The organism is Hymenobacter psoromatis (genome assembly GCA_001596155.1).
Taxonomy (GTDB): Bacteria; Bacteroidota; Bacteroidia; order Cytophagales; family Hymenobacteraceae; genus Hymenobacter.
Window position 1 is genome coordinate 3174077 of record CP014771.1, and the last position, 23305, is coordinate 3197381.

Annotated in this window: 24 protein-coding genes; 20 read left to right on the forward strand and 4 right to left on the reverse strand. The window is 61.7% G+C overall.

Going from position 1 to position 23305, the window contains the following annotated elements; all coding sequences use genetic code 11:
* Positions 1-45: 45 nt before the first annotated feature.
* The 7 genes from A0257_13395 to A0257_13425 all read left to right on the forward strand — a co-directional run bounded on the left by A0257_13395 (position 46) and on the right by A0257_13425 (position 5039).
* On the forward strand, positions 46-438 hold the full coding sequence (locus tag A0257_13395) for a hypothetical protein (protein ID AMR27985.1): 393 nt from the start codon (positions 46-48) through the stop codon (positions 436-438).
* A gap of 133 nt (positions 439-571) precedes the next feature.
* Positions 572-877, forward strand: coding sequence for a hypothetical protein (locus A0257_13400; protein AMR27986.1), 306 nt, complete (start codon positions 572-574; stop codon positions 875-877).
* Between the two features lie 312 nt (positions 878-1189).
* Entirely contained in the window at positions 1190-1423 is a 234-nt protein-coding gene (locus A0257_13405) for a hypothetical protein (GenBank protein ID AMR27987.1), read from the forward strand.
* Entirely contained in the window at positions 1420-2040 is a 621-nt protein-coding gene (locus A0257_13410; GenBank protein AMR27988.1) for a hypothetical protein, read from the forward strand. The genes A0257_13405 and A0257_13410 overlap by 4 nt, the downstream gene beginning before the upstream one ends.
* Positions 2041-2132: 92 nt before the next feature.
* Positions 2133-3281 (forward strand): hypothetical protein, encoded by a 1149-nt coding sequence (locus A0257_13415; protein ID AMR27989.1) that lies wholly within the window; start codon positions 2133-2135, stop codon positions 3279-3281.
* 52 nt (positions 3282-3333) lie between these two features.
* On the forward strand, positions 3334-4461 hold the full coding sequence (locus A0257_13420; GenBank protein ID AMR27990.1) for a hypothetical protein: 1128 nt from the start codon (positions 3334-3336) through the stop codon (positions 4459-4461).
* A 38-nt stretch (positions 4462-4499) separates the two neighbouring features.
* The gene (locus A0257_13425) at positions 4500-5039 is read left to right on the forward strand and encodes a hypothetical protein (GenBank protein AMR27991.1); all 540 of its coding nucleotides are present in this window, start codon (positions 4500-4502) and stop codon (positions 5037-5039) included.
* 100 nt (positions 5040-5139) lie between these two features.
* Here A0257_13425 and A0257_13430 read toward each other — a convergent pair whose 3' ends face one another.
* Positions 5140-6807, reverse strand: a complete 1668-nt coding sequence (locus tag A0257_13430; protein ID AMR27992.1) for an energy-dependent translational throttle protein EttA — start codon at positions 6805-6807, stop codon at positions 5140-5142.
* Between the two features lie 288 nt (positions 6808-7095).
* Between A0257_13430 and A0257_13435 the strand changes: the two genes are divergently transcribed.
* From A0257_13435 to A0257_13445, 3 genes are all read left to right on the forward strand, one after another.
* Positions 7096-8415 (forward strand): ribonuclease, encoded by a 1320-nt coding sequence (locus A0257_13435; GenBank protein AMR27993.1) that lies wholly within the window; start codon positions 7096-7098, stop codon positions 8413-8415.
* A gap of 78 nt (positions 8416-8493) precedes the next feature.
* Positions 8494-8715, forward strand: coding sequence for a hypothetical protein (locus A0257_13440; protein AMR27994.1), 222 nt, complete (start codon positions 8494-8496; stop codon positions 8713-8715).
* 109 nt (positions 8716-8824) lie between these two features.
* The gene (locus tag A0257_13445; GenBank protein ID AMR27995.1) at positions 8825-9547 is read left to right on the forward strand and encodes an ABC transporter ATP-binding protein; all 723 of its coding nucleotides are present in this window, start codon (positions 8825-8827) and stop codon (positions 9545-9547) included.
* Between the two features lie 63 nt (positions 9548-9610).
* On the opposite strand, the gene A0257_13450 is transcribed toward A0257_13445, so the two are convergent.
* Positions 9611-10822 carry a hypothetical protein gene (locus tag A0257_13450; GenBank protein ID AMR27996.1) on the reverse strand — a complete coding sequence of 404 codons (1212 nt, stop codon included), beginning with the start codon at positions 10820-10822 and terminating at the stop codon, positions 9611-9613.
* 134 nt (positions 10823-10956) lie between these two features.
* Between A0257_13450 and A0257_13455 the strand changes: the two genes are divergently transcribed.
* From A0257_13455 to A0257_13465, 3 genes are all read left to right on the forward strand, one after another.
* Positions 10957-13050 carry a hypothetical protein gene (locus tag A0257_13455; protein AMR27997.1) on the forward strand — a complete coding sequence of 698 codons (2094 nt, stop codon included), beginning with the start codon at positions 10957-10959 and terminating at the stop codon, positions 13048-13050.
* Positions 13051-13128: 78 nt separating this feature from the next.
* Entirely contained in the window at positions 13129-14175 is a 1047-nt protein-coding gene (locus tag A0257_13460; GenBank protein AMR27998.1) for a hypothetical protein, read from the forward strand.
* Positions 14176-14244: 69 nt separating this feature from the next.
* Complete coding sequence (locus A0257_13465) at positions 14245-15513, forward strand: gliding motility lipoprotein GldJ (protein ID AMR27999.1); 1269 nt, start codon at positions 14245-14247, stop codon at positions 15511-15513.
* Positions 15514-15712: 199 nt separating this feature from the next.
* Here the strand turns inward: A0257_13465 and A0257_13470 are convergent, their stop codons facing one another.
* On the reverse strand, positions 15713-16417 hold the full coding sequence (locus A0257_13470; protein ID AMR28000.1) for a competence protein: 705 nt from the start codon (positions 16415-16417) through the stop codon (positions 15713-15715).
* Positions 16418-16577: 160 nt separating this feature from the next.
* Between A0257_13470 and A0257_13475 the strand changes: the two genes are divergently transcribed.
* The 3 genes from A0257_13475 (at position 16578) to A0257_13485 (ending at position 18241) form a co-directional block, all read left to right on the forward strand.
* Positions 16578-16976, forward strand: a complete 399-nt coding sequence (locus A0257_13475) for an alkylhydroperoxidase (protein AMR28001.1) — start codon at positions 16578-16580, stop codon at positions 16974-16976.
* Positions 16966-17337: a hypothetical protein gene (locus A0257_13480; GenBank protein AMR28002.1), complete on the forward strand. Its 372-nt coding sequence runs from the start codon at positions 16966-16968 to the stop codon at positions 17335-17337. Before A0257_13475 ends, A0257_13480 begins: the two co-directional genes overlap by 11 nt.
* Before the next feature lie 121 nt (positions 17338-17458).
* Positions 17459-18241: an exodeoxyribonuclease III gene (locus tag A0257_13485; GenBank protein AMR28003.1), complete on the forward strand. Its 783-nt coding sequence runs from the start codon at positions 17459-17461 to the stop codon at positions 18239-18241.
* Between the two features lie 355 nt (positions 18242-18596).
* Here A0257_13485 and A0257_13490 read toward each other — a convergent pair whose 3' ends face one another.
* Complete coding sequence (locus A0257_13490) at positions 18597-18977, reverse strand: hypothetical protein (protein AMR28004.1); 381 nt, start codon at positions 18975-18977, stop codon at positions 18597-18599.
* 143 nt (positions 18978-19120) lie between these two features.
* On the opposite strand from A0257_13490, the gene A0257_13495 reads away from it, so the two are divergent.
* From A0257_13495 to A0257_13510, 4 genes are all read left to right on the forward strand, one after another.
* Positions 19121-20278 carry an FAD-dependent oxidoreductase gene (locus tag A0257_13495; GenBank protein ID AMR29760.1) on the forward strand — a complete coding sequence of 386 codons (1158 nt, stop codon included), beginning with the start codon at positions 19121-19123 and terminating at the stop codon, positions 20276-20278.
* Positions 20279-20442: 164 nt separating this feature from the next.
* The gene (locus A0257_13500; protein AMR28005.1) at positions 20443-21555 is read left to right on the forward strand and encodes a naringenin-chalcone synthase; all 1113 of its coding nucleotides are present in this window, start codon (positions 20443-20445) and stop codon (positions 21553-21555) included.
* Positions 21556-21708: 153 nt separating this feature from the next.
* A complete protein-coding gene (locus A0257_13505; protein AMR28006.1) occupies positions 21709-21993 on the forward strand; it encodes a hypothetical protein in 285 nt (94 codons plus the stop codon).
* An 80-nt stretch (positions 21994-22073) separates the two neighbouring features.
* On the forward strand, positions 22074-23279 hold the full coding sequence (locus A0257_13510; GenBank protein AMR28007.1) for a hypothetical protein: 1206 nt from the start codon (positions 22074-22076) through the stop codon (positions 23277-23279).
* Positions 23280-23305: the final 26 nt, after the last annotated feature.

Genomic DNA, 23305 nt, shown 5'->3' on the forward strand with positions numbered 1-23305 from the left:
TTTATTCGGCTCAACGCCCGTGGGCAAACCGCCATTTTTAGTGATATGAAACAGCTTATTCCCTTTCTTTTAATGAGTTGGCTGGTGGCGGGCACGAGCACCGTCCTTGCCCAAACTGCCCCCGGCAGCGGCGCGCCCGCCCCGCCCTGCGCCGCCTACACCGGCCGCGTGGCCGCCAACGAAAAACCCCTGGCCGGCGTGAGCGTGGCCGTTAAAGGCACCAACATCATCCTCATTACCAATCAGGAAGGCTTTTTTGCGCTCCCGCCCAAGGTTACCCAGCTGCCTACCCTCTCGGTGAGCGCCGCCGGCTACGCCCCGCAGGAGGTAAAGCTGACTTCGTGCATACCCGTGGTGGTGGAGATGCAGATATTGCCCGGCACGCGCATCAAAAAGCACGGCAAGCGCAAGGGCTTTATTATGAGCGCGGGCTATTAGATTTTTGTCTGATTAGCAGCATTTTATCAGCAGCATACTATTCGTTTGTTTTTAAACGAATACGTAGCCGCCGCCCACCGGCGGCGGCATTTTTTATTTTATCCGCGCGCTGGTGGTAGCGCGCCGTCAGCCAGTGCCTACCCCTCCCCACGCCTTTGTTATTGCGCGCAGCCTGCGGGTGCCGGGGCTGGGGCTGCTGGTGCTGCCGGCCGCGCCGGCCCCGGCCTGGCTGACCACGCTGGCCCTGCACACGGCCCTGGCCTTGCGGCTGCACCGGCCCGGCCAGCCGCCCCTACCTCTGCCCGCCACCCTGGAGGAAGTGGCCTACGGCAATGAGCCCCCGGTGCGCGCCCTGCTGCTCGATGCCGACCCCGCCGGCCCCCTGCCCGCGGGCGCGTGGCTAGCGCTGGAAATTATTCAGCCCCAACAATTGCTTTAACGGAGTAAAGCGTGTACATTGGCAGCGCTTTACCACTCTATCTCAATCGATTGGGCCAGCTACACCGGTGATTACCGATGCCGGGCTGGATACTTGTTGTTTAGGCTGGCGGCTGGGCTTTCCGTGCCCACCGCGCCAGCGGTTTTTGCTCCCGCGCCTTGCTCTGCGAGGCCGCGCCCATCGGCGCTTTGCCGGCCGGCTACCCGGCGACACCACCTTGCCTATTCGCGCTCCGACCTGGGCGGCTGACCCGCTTTCTTGGGCGGCGGCTTCGGGTAGTATTTCGCTGGCTCCGGGCTCTCTTTTGATAAGATGAGTTCCTGCCTTGGCCATGTCGCGGCCCGCTGGCCGGTGCAGCGGCTTAGCCAGGCTACCGCACATTTTCCTTACCCACTCTTCTTTTTTATTATGAAAACGACTTTTTCCACGCCTGCCAGGCAGCGTAATTTCCTGGTTTTCTGCCGGTTTTCGGGTTTGCGTGAGTCGGGCCAAGGCATTGGCCAGGGGACATTGGCCGGCAACCAGCGCTTTGCGCGGGTCCAATGACCGCGCTTGCCGCGACGGCCCTCATTGCGGCCGCCCCCACCCTGTTTCGGCAGGGACTACTAGCCCTGCTATGCGAACGCTGGCCCCAGCTGCTGCTCAGCCTCACCGCCGATGCCACGCAAGTGCCTGACCTGGTGGCGCATCACGCCTTTGCCCTGCTGGTGCTCGATGGCGCGCTGCCCGGCCTGCACATGGCCGAGCTGCTGACCCAGCTGCACCAGGCGCGCCCTACGCAGCGCCTGGTGGTGCTGGCCGACCCGCATACCCTGAGCCGGCGCAACGCGCCGCTGGCGTGGCCGGGCACCCGGCTGCTGGTGCCCAGCCAGGTGGCGCCCCAGGCGCTGGCCATCGCCCTGGCCCCGTGGCTCGACGCGCTGCTCGAAACCAAGCCGCTACCCAAGCTCCCTACCCCCCTGCCCGACAGCCACTTCAGCGCCCGCGAGCTGCAGGTGCTGCGCCTGGTGGTAGAAGACCACTGCAACGAGGAAATCGCTAACCGCCTGTTTATCAACGTGCGCACCGTGGAAAGCCACCGCCGCAACCTGCTGCACAAAGCCGGCACCCGCACGCTGGTGGGCCTGGCTGCCCGCGCCGTGCGCGAGGGCTGGGTGGCCTGAAAAGTGGCGCGCTCAGCGCTGGCAGCAGCGCCCGGCGAAGCCCTACCTCCTCTTTTTTTATAGCCCGCCCCTTCTTTGTTCATCGCCCGCCCATGACGCCCACTTCTACCGACGAACAACGGCGGGCAGCCTTGCTCAGGCAAGCCCGGCCTTTCTGGCTGGCTATGAGCGCCTTGCTGGCTGTCAGCTTGCTGCTTTTGCTGGTGCTGCCGCCTGCCCCGGTAGCCAACCCGCCGCTGGCGTCGCAACGGCTGGTGTACCTGGCCCTGGCGCTGGGCTGCCTGTGCGTGGGAGGTATTATCGGCTTTTTATTCGGCATTCCCAATACTGACCAGCCCAAGCGCGACCTGACGCTGAAGGGCCCAAATACCGGCTCCCTGGCCACCGACCAGCCCAGTACGAACCTGGAGCAGGTGTCGGACTGGCTCACGAAAATAATTATTGGGGTTGGTCTGGTCGAAGCGAATCGCCTGGTGCGCGCGCTGGGCAGCGTAGGTAAGCTGGTGCGAGAGGAGGCCGGCGGCTCGGTGGTGGTGCCGCAGCTGGTCGTTGTCACGTTTGGTACGCTGGGCCTTGCCTGCGGCTACATCTGGACGCGCCTCTACTATGGCTCGCTTCAGATGACCCTCGATTTTGACCTGCGCCGCTACCTGGCCGCCCTGGGGCAAGCGCAGCAGCAGCAGCACACGGAGCTTGGTGAGCAAAAAACCGCGCTAACCGCCGTGGCGGCCGTGATAACAAGTAAGAACGCCAGCAGCCCGGTGTCCCTCCTGGCTTCTCTTGGTTTACACGCCAAATTCCTGGCCGTTCCCCTAGCCGACGCCCCCCCGGCCCGCACCGAGTGGCAGGCTAAGCTCAAGGCGTTTCTGGAAGCGCCCGTTGACGAAAACGCCGACCCGACAGCCACCATCTTTGGGAAGCTGCCCGCTCAACTGCCCGACCGCAAGCTGAGTGTAACGCTGCTGACTCCGAGCCCTCTGGAGCACGGCGTTTACGTCATTCAGGCGCAGGTAACGGGCACGGCCGCCAGGCCGCTGCAAGTGAAAGTTGTCTTGCTGCTTCACCCCACTTTTAGCGAGCGGGCGGTGGAAGTGCTGGTGGACCAGCGCCCGGCGGGGGGTAGGGCAACCTACAGCTTCGCGGCCCGCGGGTCGTTTACGCTGGTGGCGATGGCCGACGATGGCGACACGCTGCTGGGCTACAACCTGGCCGACTTGCCCGGCGTGCCGCCCGGCTGGTAGCCACCTGCGGCAGCCAGGCCCCCGCGCTTTTTCCCTCTTCCCCGCAACGCCTATGAAAGCTTACTACTGGCTGCCGCTGTTTTTGGTGCTGTTGGCGGGCTGCGAGGTACCTGACGTGCAGCCTTTTGCCGATGCCACCAGCAGCATGGGCCAGGCCATTAACACCAGTCTCCAGCAGGTTTCGTCCGATTTTAAGCGCCTGGACTTATTGACGCCCCAACAGTTGACCACTACCGAGCACGATACCTTGGTCAAATTCCAAAAGCGACTGGCCACCGCTACCAAGGCCTTTGGCGCGGTGCCCCCGGCGCTCGATGCGTACGCGGCGTCGCTGGTGGCCATCACTGACGCGCGGGTGAAGGGGGATAAGCGGATTGAGGCCGTGACGAGCGCCATCGGCAAGCTGGCGGTGGCGGCCGGCCCGTGGGGCCAGGCAGTGGGGCTCGGGGCTGAGCCCGTGGCGGCTATTCTCAAGGACCTGGGGGGAATTAGGACGCTCCATACCCTGACGGCCAAGGTTGCGGCGCAGGACTCGGCCATTCAGCGCATTGCCCGGTACCTAGCTAAGGGCATCCGCCTGTTCGGGGTCATTGATGCGAAAGCGGTTGGGCTCTATGAAAACAGCCTGACCAGGCAGTACTACCCGGTCAAAAAATATTACGCCGCCGCCTTAGTCATTCAGAACCAAGCCATTAACGTGCTCGAAAATATGGCGGAGCTAAACGCGGCGCGCTCCCTGCTGGCGACGCCCGACAGGGCGGGCGGCGCCGAAAAAGACATTGCTTCGTCGGCCAAAGAGTTGGCCAGGCTCGACCCCGAGCTGGCGCGCGCATACCGCAAGCAGCCGCCCCTTACGGCCAGGGAAACCAGGGCAGCCCAGGCGTACTACCAGGTTCTAGATACCCGCGCGGCGTACTACAAGACTCGCCTTATCGACCCGCAGACGCTGGCGCTGTACCAGGATGCGGAGCAGCACCTGGCGGCCTACTATACCGAGCAGGAGCGCAACCAGCAACTCCTCAGCAAGTGCGCCGGCCTCATCGGCAGCTGGGCGCAAAGCCACCGCGCCCTGCACATCAGCCTCAACCAGGCCCGGCACCACCTGATGACCCAGGAGCTGTTCGACCAGGCCCAGGACATTAAGAAAGCAACTGATAACATCCGCGCGCTCAAGCTCTAGCGGCTAGCAAATCCCTAACTTTTTTCCTTTGCCAGATTATGGACCCTATCGACTGGACTACCATTCACGGCTACGACGAATGGGCGCAACAGCTAGCCCTCTTACTTGAGCAGGCAAAGGCGGCCCCCGATGCCGAGGCGCGCACTGCCGCCGAGCAGACGCTGACGCAGTTTCGGGAGCGCGTGCCGGGCTACGGGGCCGACCTGAATGAGCTCGCCAAAAAGGCAATCGATGCCTTGCTGCTGAGCGATATCGGGGCGAGCCTGCGCGAGCTGGCGCTGTTGCAGCAGCAGCTGGCAGGCCAGCTGCATGGCTCTTTCACCCTGGCCAGCTACCGAGCTGCGCCGCTAGGCCCGCAACCAGACCCGCGGCATGCCCTGCAGGAGGCATCGTCGTGGCTGCTGCCCCTGGTGAAGCACCATGCCAAGCACCCTGCTGCCGGCCAACCGCTGCGGGCGCATTTGACCAGCCTGCAACAAGCCCTCATCAGTTTTCTGGCTAGCTACCCTACCCCCCCCAGCGCGGCTAAACCGGCCAGGGCGCGCCCCGCCGCTTCCAAAAAACTACCGGGCAAGTAGCGCCGGCAGCCGGCGCGTGGCAACCGCCGCGAGTACGTCGCAAAAAAGGCCCGGCACTAGCTGCGTAGTACCGGGCCCTGCGCGGGTCATTAAATTCTCCCTACCCCAGCTTTTTATACCGAACGCGCTTGGGCTCCACGTCGCCGAGGCGCTTGCGCTTGGCTTCTTCGTAATCCGAGAAATTGCCTTCAAACCACACCACTTCCGAGTCGCCTTCGAAGGCCAGAATGTGGGTAGCGAGCCGGTCGAGAAACCAGCGGTCGTGGCTGATGATAACGGCGCAGCCGGCGAAGTTTTCCAGCGCGTCTTCCAGCGCCCGGATGGCGTTCACGTCCAGGTCGTTGGTGGGCTCGTCGAGCAGCAGCAGGTTGGCGCCCTGCTTAAGAGTCATGGCCAGGTGAACGCGGTTTTTCTCGCCGCCCGAGAGCGTGCCGACTTTCTTCTCCTGGTCGCCGCCGCCGAAGTTGAACTTGCTCACGTAGGCCCGCGAATTCACCGGCCGGCCGGCGAGCAGCATCGTTTCGGTGCCGCCCGTGATGGTGTCGAACACCGACTTGCTGGGGTCGAGCGAGTCGTGCTGCTGGTCGATGTAGGCCGTTTGCACCGTGGGGCCGACCTCGAAGGTGCCGGCGTCGGGCTGCATCTGGTCGGTTATCAGGCGGAAAAGCGTGGTTTTACCCGCGCCGTTGGGCCCGATGATGCCCACGATGCCGCCCTGGGGTAGGGAAAAGCTCAGGTTCTCAAACAGCAGCTTGTCGCCAAAAGCCTTGCGCAGGTTCTCAGCCTCAATGACTTGCGCACCCAGGCGCGGGCCATCGGGAATAAACAGCTCAAGTTTCTGCTCCTTGTCCTTGGCTTCTTCGCTGGCCAGCTTGTCGTAGTTGGCGAGGCGGGCTTTGCCTTTGCTCTGGCGAGCTTTGGGCGACATCCGCACCCATTCCAGCTCGCGCTGCAAGGTTTTGGCGCGCTTGCTTTCGGTGTTTTCCTCCTTGGCCATGCGCTCGGTTTTCTGCTCCAGCCAGCTGCTGTAGTTGCCCTTCCACGGAATGCCGGTGCCGCGGTCCAGCTCCAGAATCCAGCCGGCCACGTTGTCGAGGAAGTAGCGGTCGTGGGTCACGGCAATTACGGTGCCTTTATACTGCTGCAAGTGCTGCTCCAGCCACAGCACGCTTTCGGCGTCGAGGTGGTTGGTGGGCTCGTCAAGCAGCAGCACGTCAGGCTCTTGCAGCAGCAGGCGGCACAGCGCCACGCGGCGCTTCTCACCGCCCGAGAGCGTGCCGATAATGGCCTCCTGCGGCGGGGTGCGCAGGGCATCCATCGCGCGCTCCAGCTTGCTGTCGAGGTTCCAGGCGTCGAGCTGGTCGAGGCGTTCCTGCACCGTTCCCTGGCGTTCGAGCAGCTTGTCGAAGTCGGCGTCTTCGGCCCCGAAAGCCTCGTTTATTTCGTCAAATTCCTTGAGCAGGGCCACGGTTTCGGCCACGCCTTCCTCCACCACGTCGCGCACGGTTTTGGCGGGGCCGAGCTGGGGCTCCTGCTCCAGGTAGCCCACCGAGTAGCCGGGCGAAAACACGACTTCGCCCTGAAACTGCTTATCGACGCCGGCGATAATTTTCAACAGGCTCGACTTGCCCGAGCCGTTGAGGCCGAGCACGCCGATTTTGGCACCGTAGAAAAACGAGAGGTAGATATTTTTGAGAACTTGCTTCTGGGGCGGGTAAATCTTGCTTACCCCGGCCATGCTGAAGATAATGGTGGGCTGGTCGGACATATTTTTGGGGTTCCTGTTTTGGAGTTCCTGGTTGCTGATTCCTGGTTTTGCGTCTCTGGTTCCAGCCTCCGAATAATCAAAGGTCGGCGGACTTCGGCCAAAATAGAAGCCCGGCCTTTTTTATGGTCAAAAACCAGCAAATCCAAACCAGAAACCAGGAACCAGAAACCAGGAACTCCGCAACTACCAATTTTCCGCGTAAACTTGTAGTTCATTGCTCTTCCACGTTCGAAGCCGACTGCTGCGCTTGCCGACGTTTTTACCTCACTCTATCTTTCCCATTTCCCAATGGAACTCCCCGACCACCCGCTCACGGAAGCCCGCCGGTATGGCTACGTGGAAGACGGGGGCGTGTGGCTACGCCCCGTGCTGGGCCAGCCGGCCCGTCGCATCGGCCAGGTTAAGGACACCGCCGACGACGCGCTGCGCTATTTCGCCCAACGCTACGAAGCCTTCCGGGCTAAAATCGACGAGCTGCTCGACCGGCTGCAATCGGCTGACAACCAGGGTTCTTACCTGATGAAGCTGCTGCACCTGCAGGAGCAAACCAAGCAGCACGACGGCCTCGGCGACTACGAGCGCCTGCACGGCCGCCTGCAGGAAGCTGAGCAGGCGCTCAACGTGTCGGTGGCCCGCAACCGCGAGAAAAACCTGGCCACCAAAGCCAGCCTCATCGAGCAGGCCGTCGCCCTGGCCGATACCGTGGAGTGGCTTACGGCCAGCGAAACCGTGAAGGAGCTGCGCCAGGCCTGGCTCAAGACTGGGCCCGTTGACAAGGCCCTGACCGAGGAGCTGGAAACGCGCTTTCACGGCGCGGTGCAGGAATTTTTTGACCGGCGCAAGGTTTTCCAGAGCGACCGCAAGGCCTTGGCGCGCCGCACCGTGGAGCGCTACCGCGACCTGGTGAACCAGGCCGAAATTCTGAAAAACTCCGACCAGTTCGAGGCTACTTCGCGCCAGCTCAAGCAGTTGCAAACCGCCTGGCGCGAGGTCAATGGCAACCTGCCCAAGAAGCAGGCGGCCGAGATGTGGACCAGGTTTCGGGCGGCCAACAATTACTTTTTTGAGCGCCTCAAAAAGCATATCGAAACGCAGCGCCCGGCCGAAGCGCAGCCCGGTGCCACCCCCGGCTCGCCCGAGGAAAGCCTGCTGCGCAAGCGCGAGCTGGCCCGCCGCGCCGAGGCCCTCATTGCCCTACCCCCCAACCAGGGCGTGACGCAGGCCAAAAACCTGCAGGCCGAGTGGAAGCAGAGCGGGGCCGTGCGCGGCCCCGAGTCGGACCAGCTGTGGCAGCGCTTTATGCTGGCCTGCGATAAGGTGTTCGAAATGAGCGCCCTGGACTACTACCTGCGCAAGCGGCAGGCCGAAGGCAGCCCGGCACTCTCGCCCGCCGAGCGGGCGCAGCAGGCCACGGTGGCCCTGCGCAAGTTTATCGAGAGCGACCGCCAGGAGCTGGCTACGCTCCAGGAAAACCTGGGTAAGCTCAACAGCTCGGCGGCCAACGACCAGTTTCGGCAGCTGCTGCAAGGAAAAATTCGCACCTTTGAGCGCAAAATTCAAACTAAAACGGAATTAATTGCGCTATTTCAGTTGCCGGCCGATAGCTAACCCCGCCGGGCCGTTTCACGTAGCGTCCGTGCAGCTTACTTTTAACATTCTTTCATCAACGCCTACCCCCTCCTTACCATGTACTGGACCCTCGAACTAGCCTCCTATCTGGAAGATGCGCCCTGGCCCGCCACCAAGGACGAACTCATTGACTTTTCCATTCGCTCGGGTGCTCCTATGGAGGTAGTCGAAAACCTGCAAGGCCTGGAAGACGACGGCCAGCCCTACGAAAACATCGAGGAAGTGTGGCCCGACTACCCCACCAAGGAGGACTTCATGTTCAACGAGGACGAATACTAACGGGCGTTTAACAGGTATCAATCAACATTTAACAGCCGCGTGAATGGCCAGCTAAGCCCGTCTTCCGCTTGGCTTGGTAGTAGAACTACTGTTAAATGTTAATTGCTACATGATAATTGAAAACATGGTCGCGGGGTACCCCAATCGGGTGTTGCTCCGCGACTTTTCGTTGGCCTTATCCCCCACCCCGGCCTTCGTGGCGGTGCTGGGGCATAATGGGGCGGGCAAGACCACGCTGTTTCGGGTGCTGACGGGGCAGCTGCCCTACCAGGGCTCGGTGCGGCTGGGCGGGCCCGAGGAACTGCGCACGCTGCGCGGCCCGGCGCTGGCGCGCCGGCTGGGCTACCTGCCGCAGCGCGGCAGCCTCGATTTTGCCCTCCCCACCCGCGAGCTGGTGGTGATGGGCCGCTACCGCCACCACGGGTTGTTCAGCACCTATGGCGCCGCCGACTACGCCCGCGCCGACGCGGCCCTAGCAGCGGTGGGCGCTACGCACCTGGCCGACCAGGATTTTCGGCAGCTTTCGGGCGGCGAGCAGCAATTGGTGTGGCTGGCTCAGCTCAGCCTGCAAGACGCGCCGCTGTACTTGCTCGATGAGCCCACGCAACAACTCGATGTGTATCATCGGCGGCGTATTTTTTCTTTGCTGAGTACTTGGGTAACCGATGAAAGGCGCACTATTCTGTGCAGCACGCACGACCTGGATAGCTTGCCCGAAATGACAGGTTTTCTGCTGAATTTATCGCGGCCCCGGCCGCAATTGCTACCCATTAGCGCCGAGTCCGTACGGGCCGAGCGGGAGTTTCTGGAGCGCAAAGGTTCGCAAGGTTAAAAGAGGTTTCGCTAGGTTTGTTTTTGCTAGATGTATAGCAAAGCAAACCTGGCGAAACCTCTTTTAACCTTGCGAACCCTTGCGCTGCCCCGGCCGGCCGCGCAGCGCGTGCCCGATGGAGCGCATAAAAGGCCCCGGTGCCACCGAGTTCATCACGCGCAGGTTGTCGGCCCAGCTGGTCGTTTCGTCCAGAAAGCGGAAGATGCGCTCGACGGGGTTTCGCTCAAATAATTGCCGGAAAATGTCGCGGGTCGTTTCGCCCCGGCGCTGCATAATGTCGAGCAGCAGCGTGTCGAAAAGGCGAAATTGCCAGCGGTCGCCGGTCGGGTCGCGAGGGGGTAGGCCGGTGGCCGCCAGCGCCGCTACCAGCCGCACCGACTGCGCCTGAATGCGCCGAAACGCGTAGCCGGTGCTGGGCTTGGCCCGCCCCGCGCGCGTGCCCAGGTTGATAATGTGCGCCCCTACCCCCGTCGGCAGCGGGTGGTCGGTCATGGGAATGGCGCCGACTTCGGTATCCGTGATGCGGTAGTCGGCGGCGGTGAGCTGGAGCGTATTTTGCAAGTAATCAAGCAAGTGCGCTTCGTATTCGCTTTTATCCAGCATCTTAGCTGAAAAAAGCGTGTACTCGACCAGCGCCCGGCGCGGGCCGAAGGGCAGCACGTACATAAAGCGCGCCTCGTGCTGCTGCTCGCCGCGGAAATCCATGAACTCGACCACGGCCGGGTCAAACACGTCGCGGGTCGTCTCGATTTCCCAACCCAGAAAATGCTGGAGCAGGTAGCGGTACTTGGCCGGGTTGGGCGTGATGGCCGGCGGCCGGCTGTCGAAGGCAAACCGCGCGGTGAATTCACCTTTATCTGTAATGGCTCGAACGCCCCATCGCCGCGTGTTACGCAAATTGGTCACGGTAGCTCGCAGCAACGTGAACTGCGCCGGCCGCGCCGCCAGCGCTTGATGCACGAACTGGTAAAAATCGAGGCCGCGCACCGTGCGGTAGCGGTACTTTCCCAAGTTGAGCACCCGCGTGAAACCCGGACTACGGAAGGCGATGTTCTGCCATTCGCCGGCGGCCAGCGCGTCGAACGGCGAGGGCTCGTCGGCCCAGTACGACCAGGTGCGGTCGTTCTGGTCTTTGGGCTCGGGCTCGATGAGCAGCACCCGCTTATCGGCCAGGCGGGGCTCCTGGGCCAGATAATACGCCAGGCTGAGGCCCGCCGCCCCACCACCCACCAGCAGGTAGTCGTAGGATGCGGCTAAATCGGGGGGGTAGGGCATGGCACAAAGATGCGGCCGGCCGGCGTTTTGGCAATTTTGTGTTAGGTTCGTAGTTGGAAGACGCGGATTATTATAGGCTTGGTATTTTTTTGTTATTCCTGGGTGCTTTACCCCGACTTATCTAGTTCCACTCTATGAATTTATACACGGCGCTATTTTTTATGCCGGCCGCGGCAGCGGTTATGTTAGCCGCACCGGCCGCCCAGGCCCAAACGGTGCTTTGGGCCAGCAAAGTGGAAGACGTTTCTTCCGCCAAAGCCAAGGGCAAGGAGGCTTTTTCGCCCGAGAAAGTGCTGGGCGAGCCCAACTCGCAGCCACTGGGCGAAGTCAACAAAGAAGCCTGGACGCCGGGCAAGGATGGCGCGAACGAGTTTATTGAGGTGCGCTTTGCCAAGTCGCTTATCGCGCAGCAAGTCACTGTCATTGAGAACGTTAATCCCGGCGCTGTCACTAAAATCGAGCTGATTGACATCAAGGGCGAGCGGCATCAGGTGTACACCAACCCCAATCCGGGGCCGCTGCCGGTGGGTTTCCGCACGCTGCAAGTGAAGTTCAAGCCCGAGAAATACCGCACCATCGGCGCCCGCGTGACGATGAACGCGGCCAAAGTGGACGGCCCGAACCAGCTTGACGCCATCGGCATTGCCAACGTGGTGGTGCAGATTGTGAAGCAGGATTTTAAGAATCCGGCCAAGACCGACGTGGAGACGGTGCAGATGGACTCGACCCTTAAAAACCTGGGTCCCAACATCAACAGCAAGTACGTGGACACCCACCCGGTGATTTCGCCCGACGGCCGCACCATGTTTTTTGCCCGCCAGTTTCACCCTAGCAACGTGGGCGGCACTCGCGACCCGCAGGACATCTGGTATTCGAAGCTGACCAGCGGCAAAAACCAGACTTGGAGCATGGCCAAAAACCTGGGCTCGCCGCCCAACGGCCCCGAGGACCCCAACGGCCTGGCCTCGGTGTCGGCCAATGGCCAGGTGGCGCTGCTCATCGGCGTGTACGTGGATGGATTCATGGAGCCCAAGGGCTTTAGCACGAGCCGGCGCTCGCCGGGCGGCTGGAGCGTGCCGCAGAAAGTGCAGATTGATAACTTCATCAACCGCGACCCCGAGCACGTGGACGGCTACCTTGCTACCTCGGGTAAAGCCCTGCTAATGGCCGTGGACCGCCCCGATGGCCAGGGCGGCCAGGACATCTTCGTGAGCTTCCCCAAGCCTATTCCGGTGGGCGAGCAGCCCGACCCCAAGCGCCCCACGCAATGGGCTAAACCTATTAGCCTCGGGCCTACTATCAACACGCCCGGCGCCGACTTCGCGCCCTTCCTGGCGGCCGATGACAAAACGCTGTATTTCGCTTCCGATGGGCACGGTGGCTATGGGAAAAGTGATATTTTTTATTCGAAGCGTCTGGATGACAGCTGGACCAAGTGGAGCGCCCCGCGCAACCTGGGTCCGGTGGTGAATTCGCCTGATTTTGACGCGTATTACACGCTTTCGGCGGCGGGCGATAATGCTTATCTAGTGTCGGCGCGCAACGGCATCGGCGGCTCGAAAGATATTTTTCGCATTGCGCTGGCCCCGGCTTTCAAGCCCGAAGTGGTGACGCTGGTGCAGGGCAAGGTGCTGGACGCGGTGACGAAAAAGCCCATTCGGGCCATTATTCACTATGAAAACCTGATTACGGGCGAGGAAATCGGCGTCACGGAAAGCTCGCCCATCGATGGCTCGTACACGATTGTGCTGCCGGCCGGCGTGCAGTACGGCTACCGCGCCGAGTCGCCGGACTACATCGCCGAGAACGCCAGCCTCGACGTGACGGCCGCCGATAAGTACTCGGAGAAGCAGCAGGACCTGTTTCTGGTGCCCTTCAAGGTGGGCCAGAAGGTGCGGCTCAACAATATTTTCTTCCCGCAGAGCAAGTACGTGCTGCAACCCAGCTCGTTTCCCGAGCTGCTGCGCCTGGTGCGCATCCTGCGCGACTACCCCACGGTGGAAATTCTTATCGGCGGCCACACCGACAACCAGGGCGACCCGGCCCTCAACCTGAAACTAAGCGAAGACCGGGTAAACGAGGTGAAGAAGTACTTGGTTAGCAAGGGGATAGACCCCAAGCGCCTGAGCACGCAGGGCTTTGGCGGCACCCAGCCCATCTCCAACAACGAACAGGAGGAGACCCGCCGCTTCAACCGCCGGGTAGAATTTACGATTACGAAGAAGTAAATTTGAGTGCCAGGGGCGCGGTATTCGTTGCCAGCGGGTCTGGGAACGAATACTGCGCACTTTGTCTTAACTCGCTCAATGCCCCTACCCCCTCGCTTTTCGCTGAGTGCCCGGCCCTGGCTGGCGGGGCTTGGTTTGCTGGCCGCCAACGCGGCGCGGGGGCAGGACGTGTACTTTTCGCAAGCCTTCGCCAACCGCCAGGCCGACAACCCCGCCTGGACCGGCCTGGTGGACGACTACAGCGCTACGCTCAGCTACCGCGACCAGTTTCCGCAGCTGGCGGGCTCGTTTCAGACGGTGCAGCTGGCGGCCGGCTGGCGGCTACCGCAGCCGGGTTTGCACCACGCCATCGGCATTCTTATTAATCAGGACCGAACGGGCACCGTGGGCTACACCCGCCTGGGGGTCACGGCGCAGTATGCGTACCACACGCGCCTCACGCGCACGCTGGCCCTGAGCGGCGGGGCGCAGGTGGGCTACGGCCGCCAGCGCGTGGGCTACGACAACCTCACATTTGGCGACCAATACAGCGCCGACGGCAGCTATTTGGGGGCTACGGCCGAGAGCCTGGCGGGCTTTCCGCCCGTCAACTACCTCACGGTGGGGGTAGGCGGCGTGCTGTATGCTGAGCAGGCTTGGCTGAGCGTGTCGGGTCATAATCTGAACCGGCCCGATTTGGGATTCAGCACGCAGGCGGGCCTACCCCTGCGGGTGGCCGTGAGCGCGGGCTATAAGCTTTTTTTGCAGCGGCCGGCCGGCGCGGGCAAGGGTGAAGTGCACGAAATCAGCTTCGTGCCTACCCTTGGCTACACCCGGCAAGGCGGCTCGCAGCGCTCAGAGGCGGGTGCGTATTTTCTGCTCGACCCCGTGACGGTGGGTGCCATTTACCGCAACCTGGCCAGCCCCGACCTGGGCACCCAGCACGTGGTGGCCGTGGTGGCGGGCGTGGCGGTGGGCGACCTGCGGATTGGCTACAGCTACGACGTGGGCGTGAGCCAATTAGCCAGCGATTTGGGCGGGGCCCACGAAATAACTTTGACCCTTCGTGCGTTTGACAAGCTGGAAAGCGCCTTTCGCCGCCTGAAAAGGCGGAATTATCCAAAAGCCTCTTGTCCCGACTTCTGATTGTGCGTAATATTGCAACCAAATACCCCTCTTAATTTATTAGCCCTTTAGACCCATCTCTTTTTCGTTATGCGATTCACTAATTATTTGAGCTTGCTTGCTGCCAGTAGCCTGGCCCTGGCCAGCTGCCACAAGGGGGCCCCTACCGCTACCAACCCCGGCAAGGCATCCTCCACGACGGGCATTGCCTATAATACCGACGAGGGCATGAAGGTGTCGAACTTCAAGAAAATCCCGACCGGGCCGGGCCTCGTGTACATCGAGGGCGGCCGCACGGTGCTGGGCTCGCAGGAAGAAGACGTGACCAACAACCACGACAACATAGAGCGCACGGTGACTATCGCCTCGTTCTATATGGACGAAGCGGAAGTGGCCAACATTCACTGGCTCGAATACCTGCACTTTCTGCGCAAAGACTCGTCGGAAGAAAAATACAAGGCGGCCCTGCCCGACACTACGGTGTGGGCGCGCGACCTGTCGTTCAACGACCCGTACGTAACTTACTACCTGCGCTACCCCGGCTTCCGCTACTTCCCGGTAGTGGGCGTGAACTGGCTGCAGGCCGACAGCTACTGCGCGTGGCGCACGGCCAAGGTGAACGAGAACCTCGCCAAAGGTGGCGGCGGCGAAACCAAGAAAGGCGGCCTGTTTAGCAAAAAGAACAAGAAAGGTGATGCCGCCGCCAGCGGCGCGGCCGAAGGCGGCGGGGCCGGCGCGCTAGCCAATGGCAAAAACGCTGCTTCTATCGAGAAAGGCAACTCGCTGCCCAACTACCGCCTGCCTACCGAGGCTGAGTGGGAGTACGCCGCGCAGGCGCTGATAGGCACCCAGGAAGTGGGCAACGAAAACCAGGAAGAGAAGCGCATCTATCCTTGGGATGGCCGCTCGACCCGCAACCCGTATGGCAAAGGCCAGGGTCAGTTTCTGGCTAACTTCAAGCGGGGCCGGGGCGACTACGCCGGCATCGCGGGCAGCCTGAACGATGGCGCTATGATTACGGAGTATATCTATGCCTACCCCCCCAACGACTACGGCCTCTACAACATGGCTGGCAACGTGAACGAGTGGGTGCAGGACGTGTATCGCCCGCTCTCGTTCCAAGATGTGGAAGACCTCAACCCGTTCCGCCGCAATGGCGTGGGTGATGCCGCGTCAGGCTACGACAAGAAAGGCTACCAGAGTCTGATTGACGACCATGTGCGCGTGTACAAAGGCGGTTCGTGGCGCGATGTGGCCTACTACCTCTCGCCCGGTACGCGCCGCTTCATGGCGGAAGATTCGGCTACCTCGACCATTGGTTTCCGCTGCGCGATGATTAACGCCGGCTCGAACAAATAATAATCACGGATTACGCGGATTTTAGCGGATTTCACGGATTTTGTGGACGACAAAGAGGCTGCTCAGATGGGCAGCCTCTTTTTTATGTTTCTTCCACTTACTTCTTGTCTAACTATTTCAGTATCTGCTACCTGTTGCAAGAGTAGCGCCGTCCACAAAATCCGTGAAATCCGCTAAAATCCGCGTAATCCGTGATTAGTTATTGTTCAGTGGCCGCGATGGTGGCAATGCTTATGGTGCGGGCTCCGGCGGCGAGCAGGGCCGCGCCGCAGGCTTCAAGGGTAGCGCCGGTGGTCAGCACGTCATCGACCAGCAGGATGTGGCGGCCAATTATGGCGGCCGGGTCGGCCACCTCAAATACCGTGGCCACGTTTTGCCAGCGCTCGGCGCGGCCCTTGCGCGTTTGGGAGGCAGTGTGTTCGGTGCGACGCAACGCGTTTGGAGCGCTGGGGCAGGGTAGGGCGGCCGCTAGGCCGGTGGCAAAGGCCTCGGCCTGGTTATAGCCCCGGCGGGCCAGCTTGCGGCGGTGCAGCGGCACCGGCACGATAAGCTCAAATTCGGGACCCAGGCCGGCGGCGGCCAGCTCGGCGCCGTAGAGCTGGCCCAGCGCCCGCCCTACCCCCGCCTGGCCCTGATACTTAAGCTGATGCAGCAGCAGCTGCACCCGCCCGTGGCGCTGGAAGCGCAGGTAGCTGAAGGTGTGCCGCACGGGCAGCTTGCCCCAGAAGCGCCGGGGCAGCGGGTTGTGGGCGGGCGGCAGCAAGTGGTAGCCGGTGTAGGGCAGCTCGGCGCGGCAGCGCGTGCAGAGGTGCGCCTCGCCGGCCACCAGCGGCTCGCGGCAGGCCAGGCAGGGGCGAGGGAAGAACAGGGCCAGCAAGTCGGCCAGGAGGGGGCGCAGCATCAGTTAGGGCAGTTAGTGGTTGAGTAGGGCAGGCCGGGCCAGCGGGCCGAAGCGCGCCTACCCCCGTCCTTTGTGGTGACGCGAGCCCCGCGGCTGCCCAAGATACTGCCGGGCCGCAGCTCGGGCAGACTTTGCTTCATTTATTCATTCTTATAATTTATCCGTGTCTCTCACCACCGATTTTGACGACTACCGCCAGCGCATGAATGAGCGCGTGCTGGCCTACGACAACAAGGTTATCAAGCGCTTTTTTAACCTCGACACCAATGCCTACCAAGCCGGCGCGGTGCCCGTGAAGGTGAAGGAAATGCTAGGCCTGGCCTGCTCGCTGGTGCTGCGCTGCGACGACTGCGTGAAGTATCACCTCGGCAAATGCCACGAGGAAGGCCTCTCCGACGACGAGATTTTCGAGGTGTTTTCCATTGCCAACCTCATTGGGGGTAGCATCGTGATTCCGCATTTCCGCCGGGCCGTGGAATACTGGGAAGTGCTGCGCGCCGAAGCTGCCTCCGGCGCACCCGGCGCGCACCCGGCCGCTACTCACCCGCCGCATGAGCACTAACGGCCCTACCCCCCCCGCCGGCGAAAGCGAGGCCGAGTTCAACCAGCGCTGGGAGACGCTGCTGGTCGCTATGGAGGAGCGCTTTGGCCGGCGGCCCGACCTCAACGCGCTGCTGCTGCTCATTGGGGTGCAGGAGCTGGGGCAGGGCGTGGCGGCTTTCACCAAAGAGCAGAAGCAGGACCTGATGCACATCGCTACCTGCAAGCTCTTTAGCCAGAGCGGCCACTACGCGCTGGAGCGCGTGGATGAGGAAGGCTGGCCCCACTACCAGCTCGTGGCACCCGTGCCCTTCGCCAATCTCAAGGAGCAGGAGCGGATGCTGAAATGGCACATCCTGGAATATTTTGACGAGTTGGATTGATTGTTAAACGGTCGTCATTGCGAGGCTGCGAAGCAATCGCACCAGAACGAAGCCGTTCGGGTATCGTTCCGGTGCGATTGCTTCGCAGCCTCGCAATGATAGACAGTCAGTAATCAGCCACATGAAAATAATTTCTTATAACCTTAACGGCCTGCGCTCGGCCTTGAGCAAGGGGCTGCTCGACTGGGTGGCGGCCACCCGGCCCGACGTGCTGTGCGTGCAGGAGATAAAAGCCGGCACTACCCCCCTCGACGTGAGTGGCCTGGCTGCGCTGGGCTACCACGCCTACCTGCACCCCGCCCGCAAGCCGGGCTACAGCGGCGTGGCCACCTTCAGCCTGACCGAGCCCAAGGCCGTGGTAATGGGCTGCGGCGAGCCGCTGTATGATGACGAAGGCCGCGTGCTGCGGCTCGATTTTGAGCACGTATCGGTGCTTAACACCTATATGCCTTCGGGCACCAGCGGGCCAGCGCGGCAGGCGTTCAAGGTGGCGTGGCTGCACTGGTTTCGGGCCTACGTGGCGGGCTTGCGACTCGATGCGGCGGTGCCGCCGCTCGTTATCGGGGGCGACTTCAACTGCTGCCAGACGGCCATTGACCTGCACAACCCCAAAGCCAACCAGCACAGCCCCGGCTACACGCCCGAGGAGCGCCAGTGGTTTGGCGACCTGCTGGCCGATGGCTACCTCGACTCGTTTCGGCACCTGCACCCCGACGCGCCGCACCACTACTCATGGTGGAGCTACCGGGCCGGCTCGCGGGCGCGCAACGTGGGCTGGCGCCTCGACCACCTGCTGCTCGACCAGGCGCTGCTGCCCCGGCTGCGCGGGGCCGGCCTCTGGCCCGACGCCGTGCACTCGGACCACTGCCCGGCGTGGCTGGAAATCGGTGCTGGATTGAGTTAGGTAACTGAGGTTGATGCGGAGGGCGATACGCCTTGCGTAACATCACTCAATAAAATGCCCGAATTTTACTGTAACCCTACCCCCCTCCCCGCGGTTAAAAGCAGCATGATGGCCGGATAGCTGACCATTCTCATTTTCATTTGTCCTTAACTTTTTATGTGGTACGTATTTTTTGCCTTGGTTCTGGCTACGGCCCTGCTTGCTCTTGATACCGCTCGTAAAGTGCGCAACATGGTGAGCCCCGAGCTCGTGCCGGCCCGCTAGATAAGCCTGCACTAATAACTTAGTTGCTAACAAAAAAGCAGCCTCACGGCTGCTTTTTTGTTGGGTTGACTCTGCGGTATCAGACTGTTCACTACCTAATTACGAGCTTGCAGAGCTGGCTGGCGTTATCGGCTTCTATCTTAACGTAGTACAGGCCATTGGCGAAACGGCTCAAATCAAGCGTTTTGGTGAAGCGCTCATTTAGCTCCGTGAGTGATTCGCGGTACATCACGGTACCAATCACGTTGATAACCGTGACCTCTACTTTGCGGCCTTCGAGGCCGCTGATGGTGAGGTGCACGATACCCGTGCTGGGGTTGGGATACACGACCAGCGTGTGCTCATCCAACGTAGGGCGAACGATAATCTGGTGCAGGCCGCTGGCGGCCGCTGGGGGCCCCGGCGGCACGCTCGCAAATGCCAGATTGAGGCTGGCCAGCCAAAGAATAGTAACTAGTAAGGGTTGTTTCATAATCCTGTCAACCAGAACACTGTAGCTGGGTGTGATGAAAGTTAACGACTAACTTGTGTTTTGGTTTCGCAAAAGTACGGCCGCTGTTGGGTCACACTACCTTTGATTAGTCTAATACCGGGATTTTTACCGGTTACTTTGTGATTTTACCCGATAATCATTTTCTTACCCCCCCAAGCGCCCGCGTTTTAGTGCTGGGCGGCGGACTGGCGGGGCTGGCGGCGGCCCTCGACCTGGCCGGGCGCGGGCACCGAGTAGTGGTGGTGGAGCGGCGGCACTACCCCTTCCACCGCGTTTGCGGCGAGTATGTGAGCAACGAGGTGCTGCCCTACCTGCGCCGGCTGGGGGCCGACCCGGCGGCGCTGGCCCCGGCGGCCATCCGGCGGTTCGGGCTGTCGTCGCCGGCCGGGCGCACGCTGGCCAGCCCGCTGGATATGGGCGGTTTTGGGGTGAGCCGCTACCAGCTCGACGAGTTTTTGTACCAAAAAGCGCTGCATAAAGGCGTCGAATTTATTTTTGCGACCGTGGCCGATGTGGCTTTTGAGGAAGCCGCCGACCAGCATTGCGTAACCCTGGCCGACGGCCGCCAGCTGCTGGCCCCGCTGGTGCTGGGTACCTACGGCAAGCGCAGCGCCCTGGACCGGCAGCTGGCGCGGCCATTTTTCGGCCAGCGCTCGCCCTACCTCGGCGTGAAGCACCACCTGCGCCTGCCCGGCTTTGCGCGCGATGTGATTGAGCTGCACAACTTTCGGGATGGCTACGCGGGCATTTCGGCCATTGAAGACGATAAGCTGTGCTTTTGCTACCTCACCACGCGCGCCAACCTGAAGGCCGCGGGCGGCAGCATTGCCGCGCTGGAGAGCACGGTGCTGGCCCGCAACCCTTTGCTGGCCGATATTATGAATAATAGCGAACGCCTATACACCCAGCCCGAGGTTATTAACGAGATTTCCTTTGCCCCCAAACAGCCCGTGGAGCAGCACCTGCTGATGGTGGGCGACGCGGCCGGGCTCATCACGCCGCTGTGTGGCAATGGCATGGCGATGGCCATTCATGGCGCGGCGCTGGCTGCCCCGCTGGCCGACCGCTTTCTACGCGGCGAGCTGCCGCGGCCGGCCCTGGAAGCGGCCTACGCGCGTGCCTGGCAGCGGCAGTTTGGGGCGAGGCTGCGGGTGGGGCGGGCCGTGCAGCGGCTCTTTGGCGAGCCGGTGCTGAGCGAGCTGGTGGTAGGCGGCCTGCGCCACTGGCCGGCCGCCGTGCGCACGCTGATGCGGCAGACGCACGGCGCGGAGTTTGATTAAAACCCGCTGCCTACCCCGCCGTACTAGAAGGCAACGCCCGCCAACCGGGCCGCGCCTTCGTATGTAGAGGCCGACCAGCTCCTCCCGGCTGGTTGGCTCTTTTTTTGATATGCCCCGCCCGGCACGGCGGCAGTGCGTAAACTTGCGCTTCTAATTTCCCCTCAATGCCCAGTTACCTGGGTGCCATTGGCACCGCTACCCCCTCGCATCGACTTGCTCAGCCCACCATTGCCGGCTTCATGGCGGAGGCCCTGGAGCTGGACGCGAACGGGACGCGCAAGCTGCGGGCGCTCTACCGGGTTTCGGGCATCGGGCACCGCCACTCGGTGCTGGCCGATTACGGCCGCGACAACGGCGACTACGAGTTTTTCCCGAACACGCCGGGCCTGGAGCCTTTCCCGAGCGTGGGCCAGCGTATGGCCGCCTACCGGCGCGAAGCCCTACCTTTAGCCCTGGCGGCGGTGCGCGACTCGCTAGGTCAGGCTCCTGGCATTGAGGCTGCTAGCCTTACCCATCTCATCACGGTGAGCTGCACGGGCATGTACGCGCCGGGGCTCGATATTGAGCTGGTGGCGGCCCTGGCCCTACCCCCCTCGGTGCGGCGCACGTGCGTCAACTTCATGGGCTGCTATGCGGCGGTGAATGCGCTGCGCCTGGCCAACGATATTTGCCTGGCCAACCCCGCCGCGCGGGTGCTGGTGGTGAGCGTGGAACTGTGTACGCTGCACTTTCAGAAAAGCCACGACCCCGACCACCTGATAAGCAACGCGCTGTTTAGCGACGGGGCGGCGGCCTGCCTGGTGCTGGGGCAGCCGCTGCCCGGCGCTGTCCCCTGCCTGGCGCTCGAAGCCTTTCACTGCGGCCTGGCACCCGAGGGCGTGCAGGATATGGCTTGGCACATCGGCGACTTTGGCTTCGAGATGACGCTTTCGGGCTACGTGCCGGCCCTGATTGAGCGCGGCATCGGGCAGCTCACGGCCGACTTGCTCAAGGACTTGCCGGTGCGGCGCGAGGACATCCGGCACTTTGCGCTGCACCCCGGCGGGCGCAAAATACTGGAAGCCATTGAGAAAGCGCTGGGCCTGAGCCGCGACGACAACCGCTACGCCTACCAGGTACTGCGCGACTACGGCAATATGTCGTCGGCCACGGTACTCTTCGTGCTGCGCGAGCTGCTGGCCGCCACTACCCCCGCCGACAACGGCGCGCCGGTGCTCAGCTGCGCCTTCGGACCAGGCCTCACGATGGAGGCCATGCTGCTGAAAATCTGCGCGTAGCGGCGGCTATACTGCCCACGCTTGGCAAGGCGGCCCGGCAACCGATTACTACCCCTTCCGTTAAGTTGGAAGAAGAAGCCGCCGGGCCTGCCCAACGCGCGCCGGCCCGGCCTCGCTTTGCGCGCGCTCTCCTGTTCACCTATTCCTTCTACTATGCGTATTCTACCCTGCGCCGCGGCCCTGCTGCTGCTTAGCACCCTGGCTTTCAGCAGCTGCCAGTCGGGTGCCGACAACGCACCGCTGGCCAGCGACCTCAATTCCAGCAATCCCGCCATTGCTGAGCAGGCCCGTAAGGTGCAGAGCCTGGTCACTGAAATGGACCAGCAGAAGGCCCGCATCAAGGCCGAGCAAGACAAGCTAACCGCCCTGCAACAGCAGCTGGAAGGCTCGCAGCAAAACCTGGAAGGGCTCAAGAAGCAGGCGCAGGCCACGCCGTAGGGGGGTAGGACGCTGCTAGTTTGCAGCAGTTTTAACAAACTTGCTAACAGCATCCTAGCGCAACAAATATCTGCCGTCCCATGCCTAATATACGTGAGATTAAGAGCAGCTTTCGCCATTCCGTTAAGCTTGGTACTGGTCAGGCTTATCTACTGGCGCGGGATAACCCGGAGGTTGATTTTTCGACGTATATCATCGAGGCCGCGCTCAAAAACTTTGCGTATGACGGGCAAGCTGAGAGTAGCCGAGCAGCGTATCTCTTTGCCCTTTATAACTTATTAAAGCAGCCGGCCCGGATTCGACGGGCGGTGATTCGGGGTTTGGCAACCGAGCGGGAGGATACCTGGACACTGACCCAGCTATTTGGGCTGGCCCTACTTTTTGCTCAGCACGGCGACGCGCAAGCCCGTAAAGCCCTGTACCGCCAGTTCCTAAACAAGCCGGCTGCTAGCGCTGATTGGCTTGGGGCAGAAGAAATTATAACGCTGGATGGCCTGGCAGGGCTGCGGTACATCGCCCAAAAATTCGGGCGGGCGTTAGCTAAAAATCCCGATGACTGGCAGGATGACCAGCTTATCCAGACTTTTCAAGAGCAGTATCCTGCCCTCGATGCCTGGGCTCAGCTACGGCAGCTCGCGCAACAGGATGACGAGGTGCGCCGCTACCTGCAAAATGTAGAGGCCACGCTAGCTAGTCAAGCCGCTCACCCACGCCCCGCCCGCCAGGAAATTGACCTGAAGCAAATGATTCGGGTGCCGCAGCAGCGCGCTTTCCCATTCTTGTGGCGGAGATGCAATCTTCAGCCAGACGAGCTTAATTGGCTGGCTGAAAGAGTATTGATTGAGCGCAACAACGTGGTGCTGGAAAACATGCTGTTTATTTTTGGGCACCACAAATTTCCGTTGGCCTACCAGCCCATCCTGGCATTGGCCCAGCAGAAAACCAGTGGTTCTCATCGCATACAGGAATACGCTATTGATGCTTTGCACCATCTCCAGGCTAGGGAAATCCGAGAGTTCGCGCTGCAAAAACTGGCAACCACTACGCGCCCCAGTCAATTTACCGCCTTGTTAATTAGCAACTACCAAGAAGGTGATGCTGTGCTATTGACCAGCCTTGCTAATCGTTTTCATAACGAGCATTCGATTGAGCAACTGGCTTGCAGCTACGTGGAAATTTACGCTGCCAATAAAACGGCTGAGTGCGCCCTACCGCTGCTAGCCCTTTATCAAAATAGGACTTACGCACTTGGTGGTAACTTGAGAAAAAGCCTAGCCCAATGGTGACGCAAGCAACCTACATCGAGTACCTG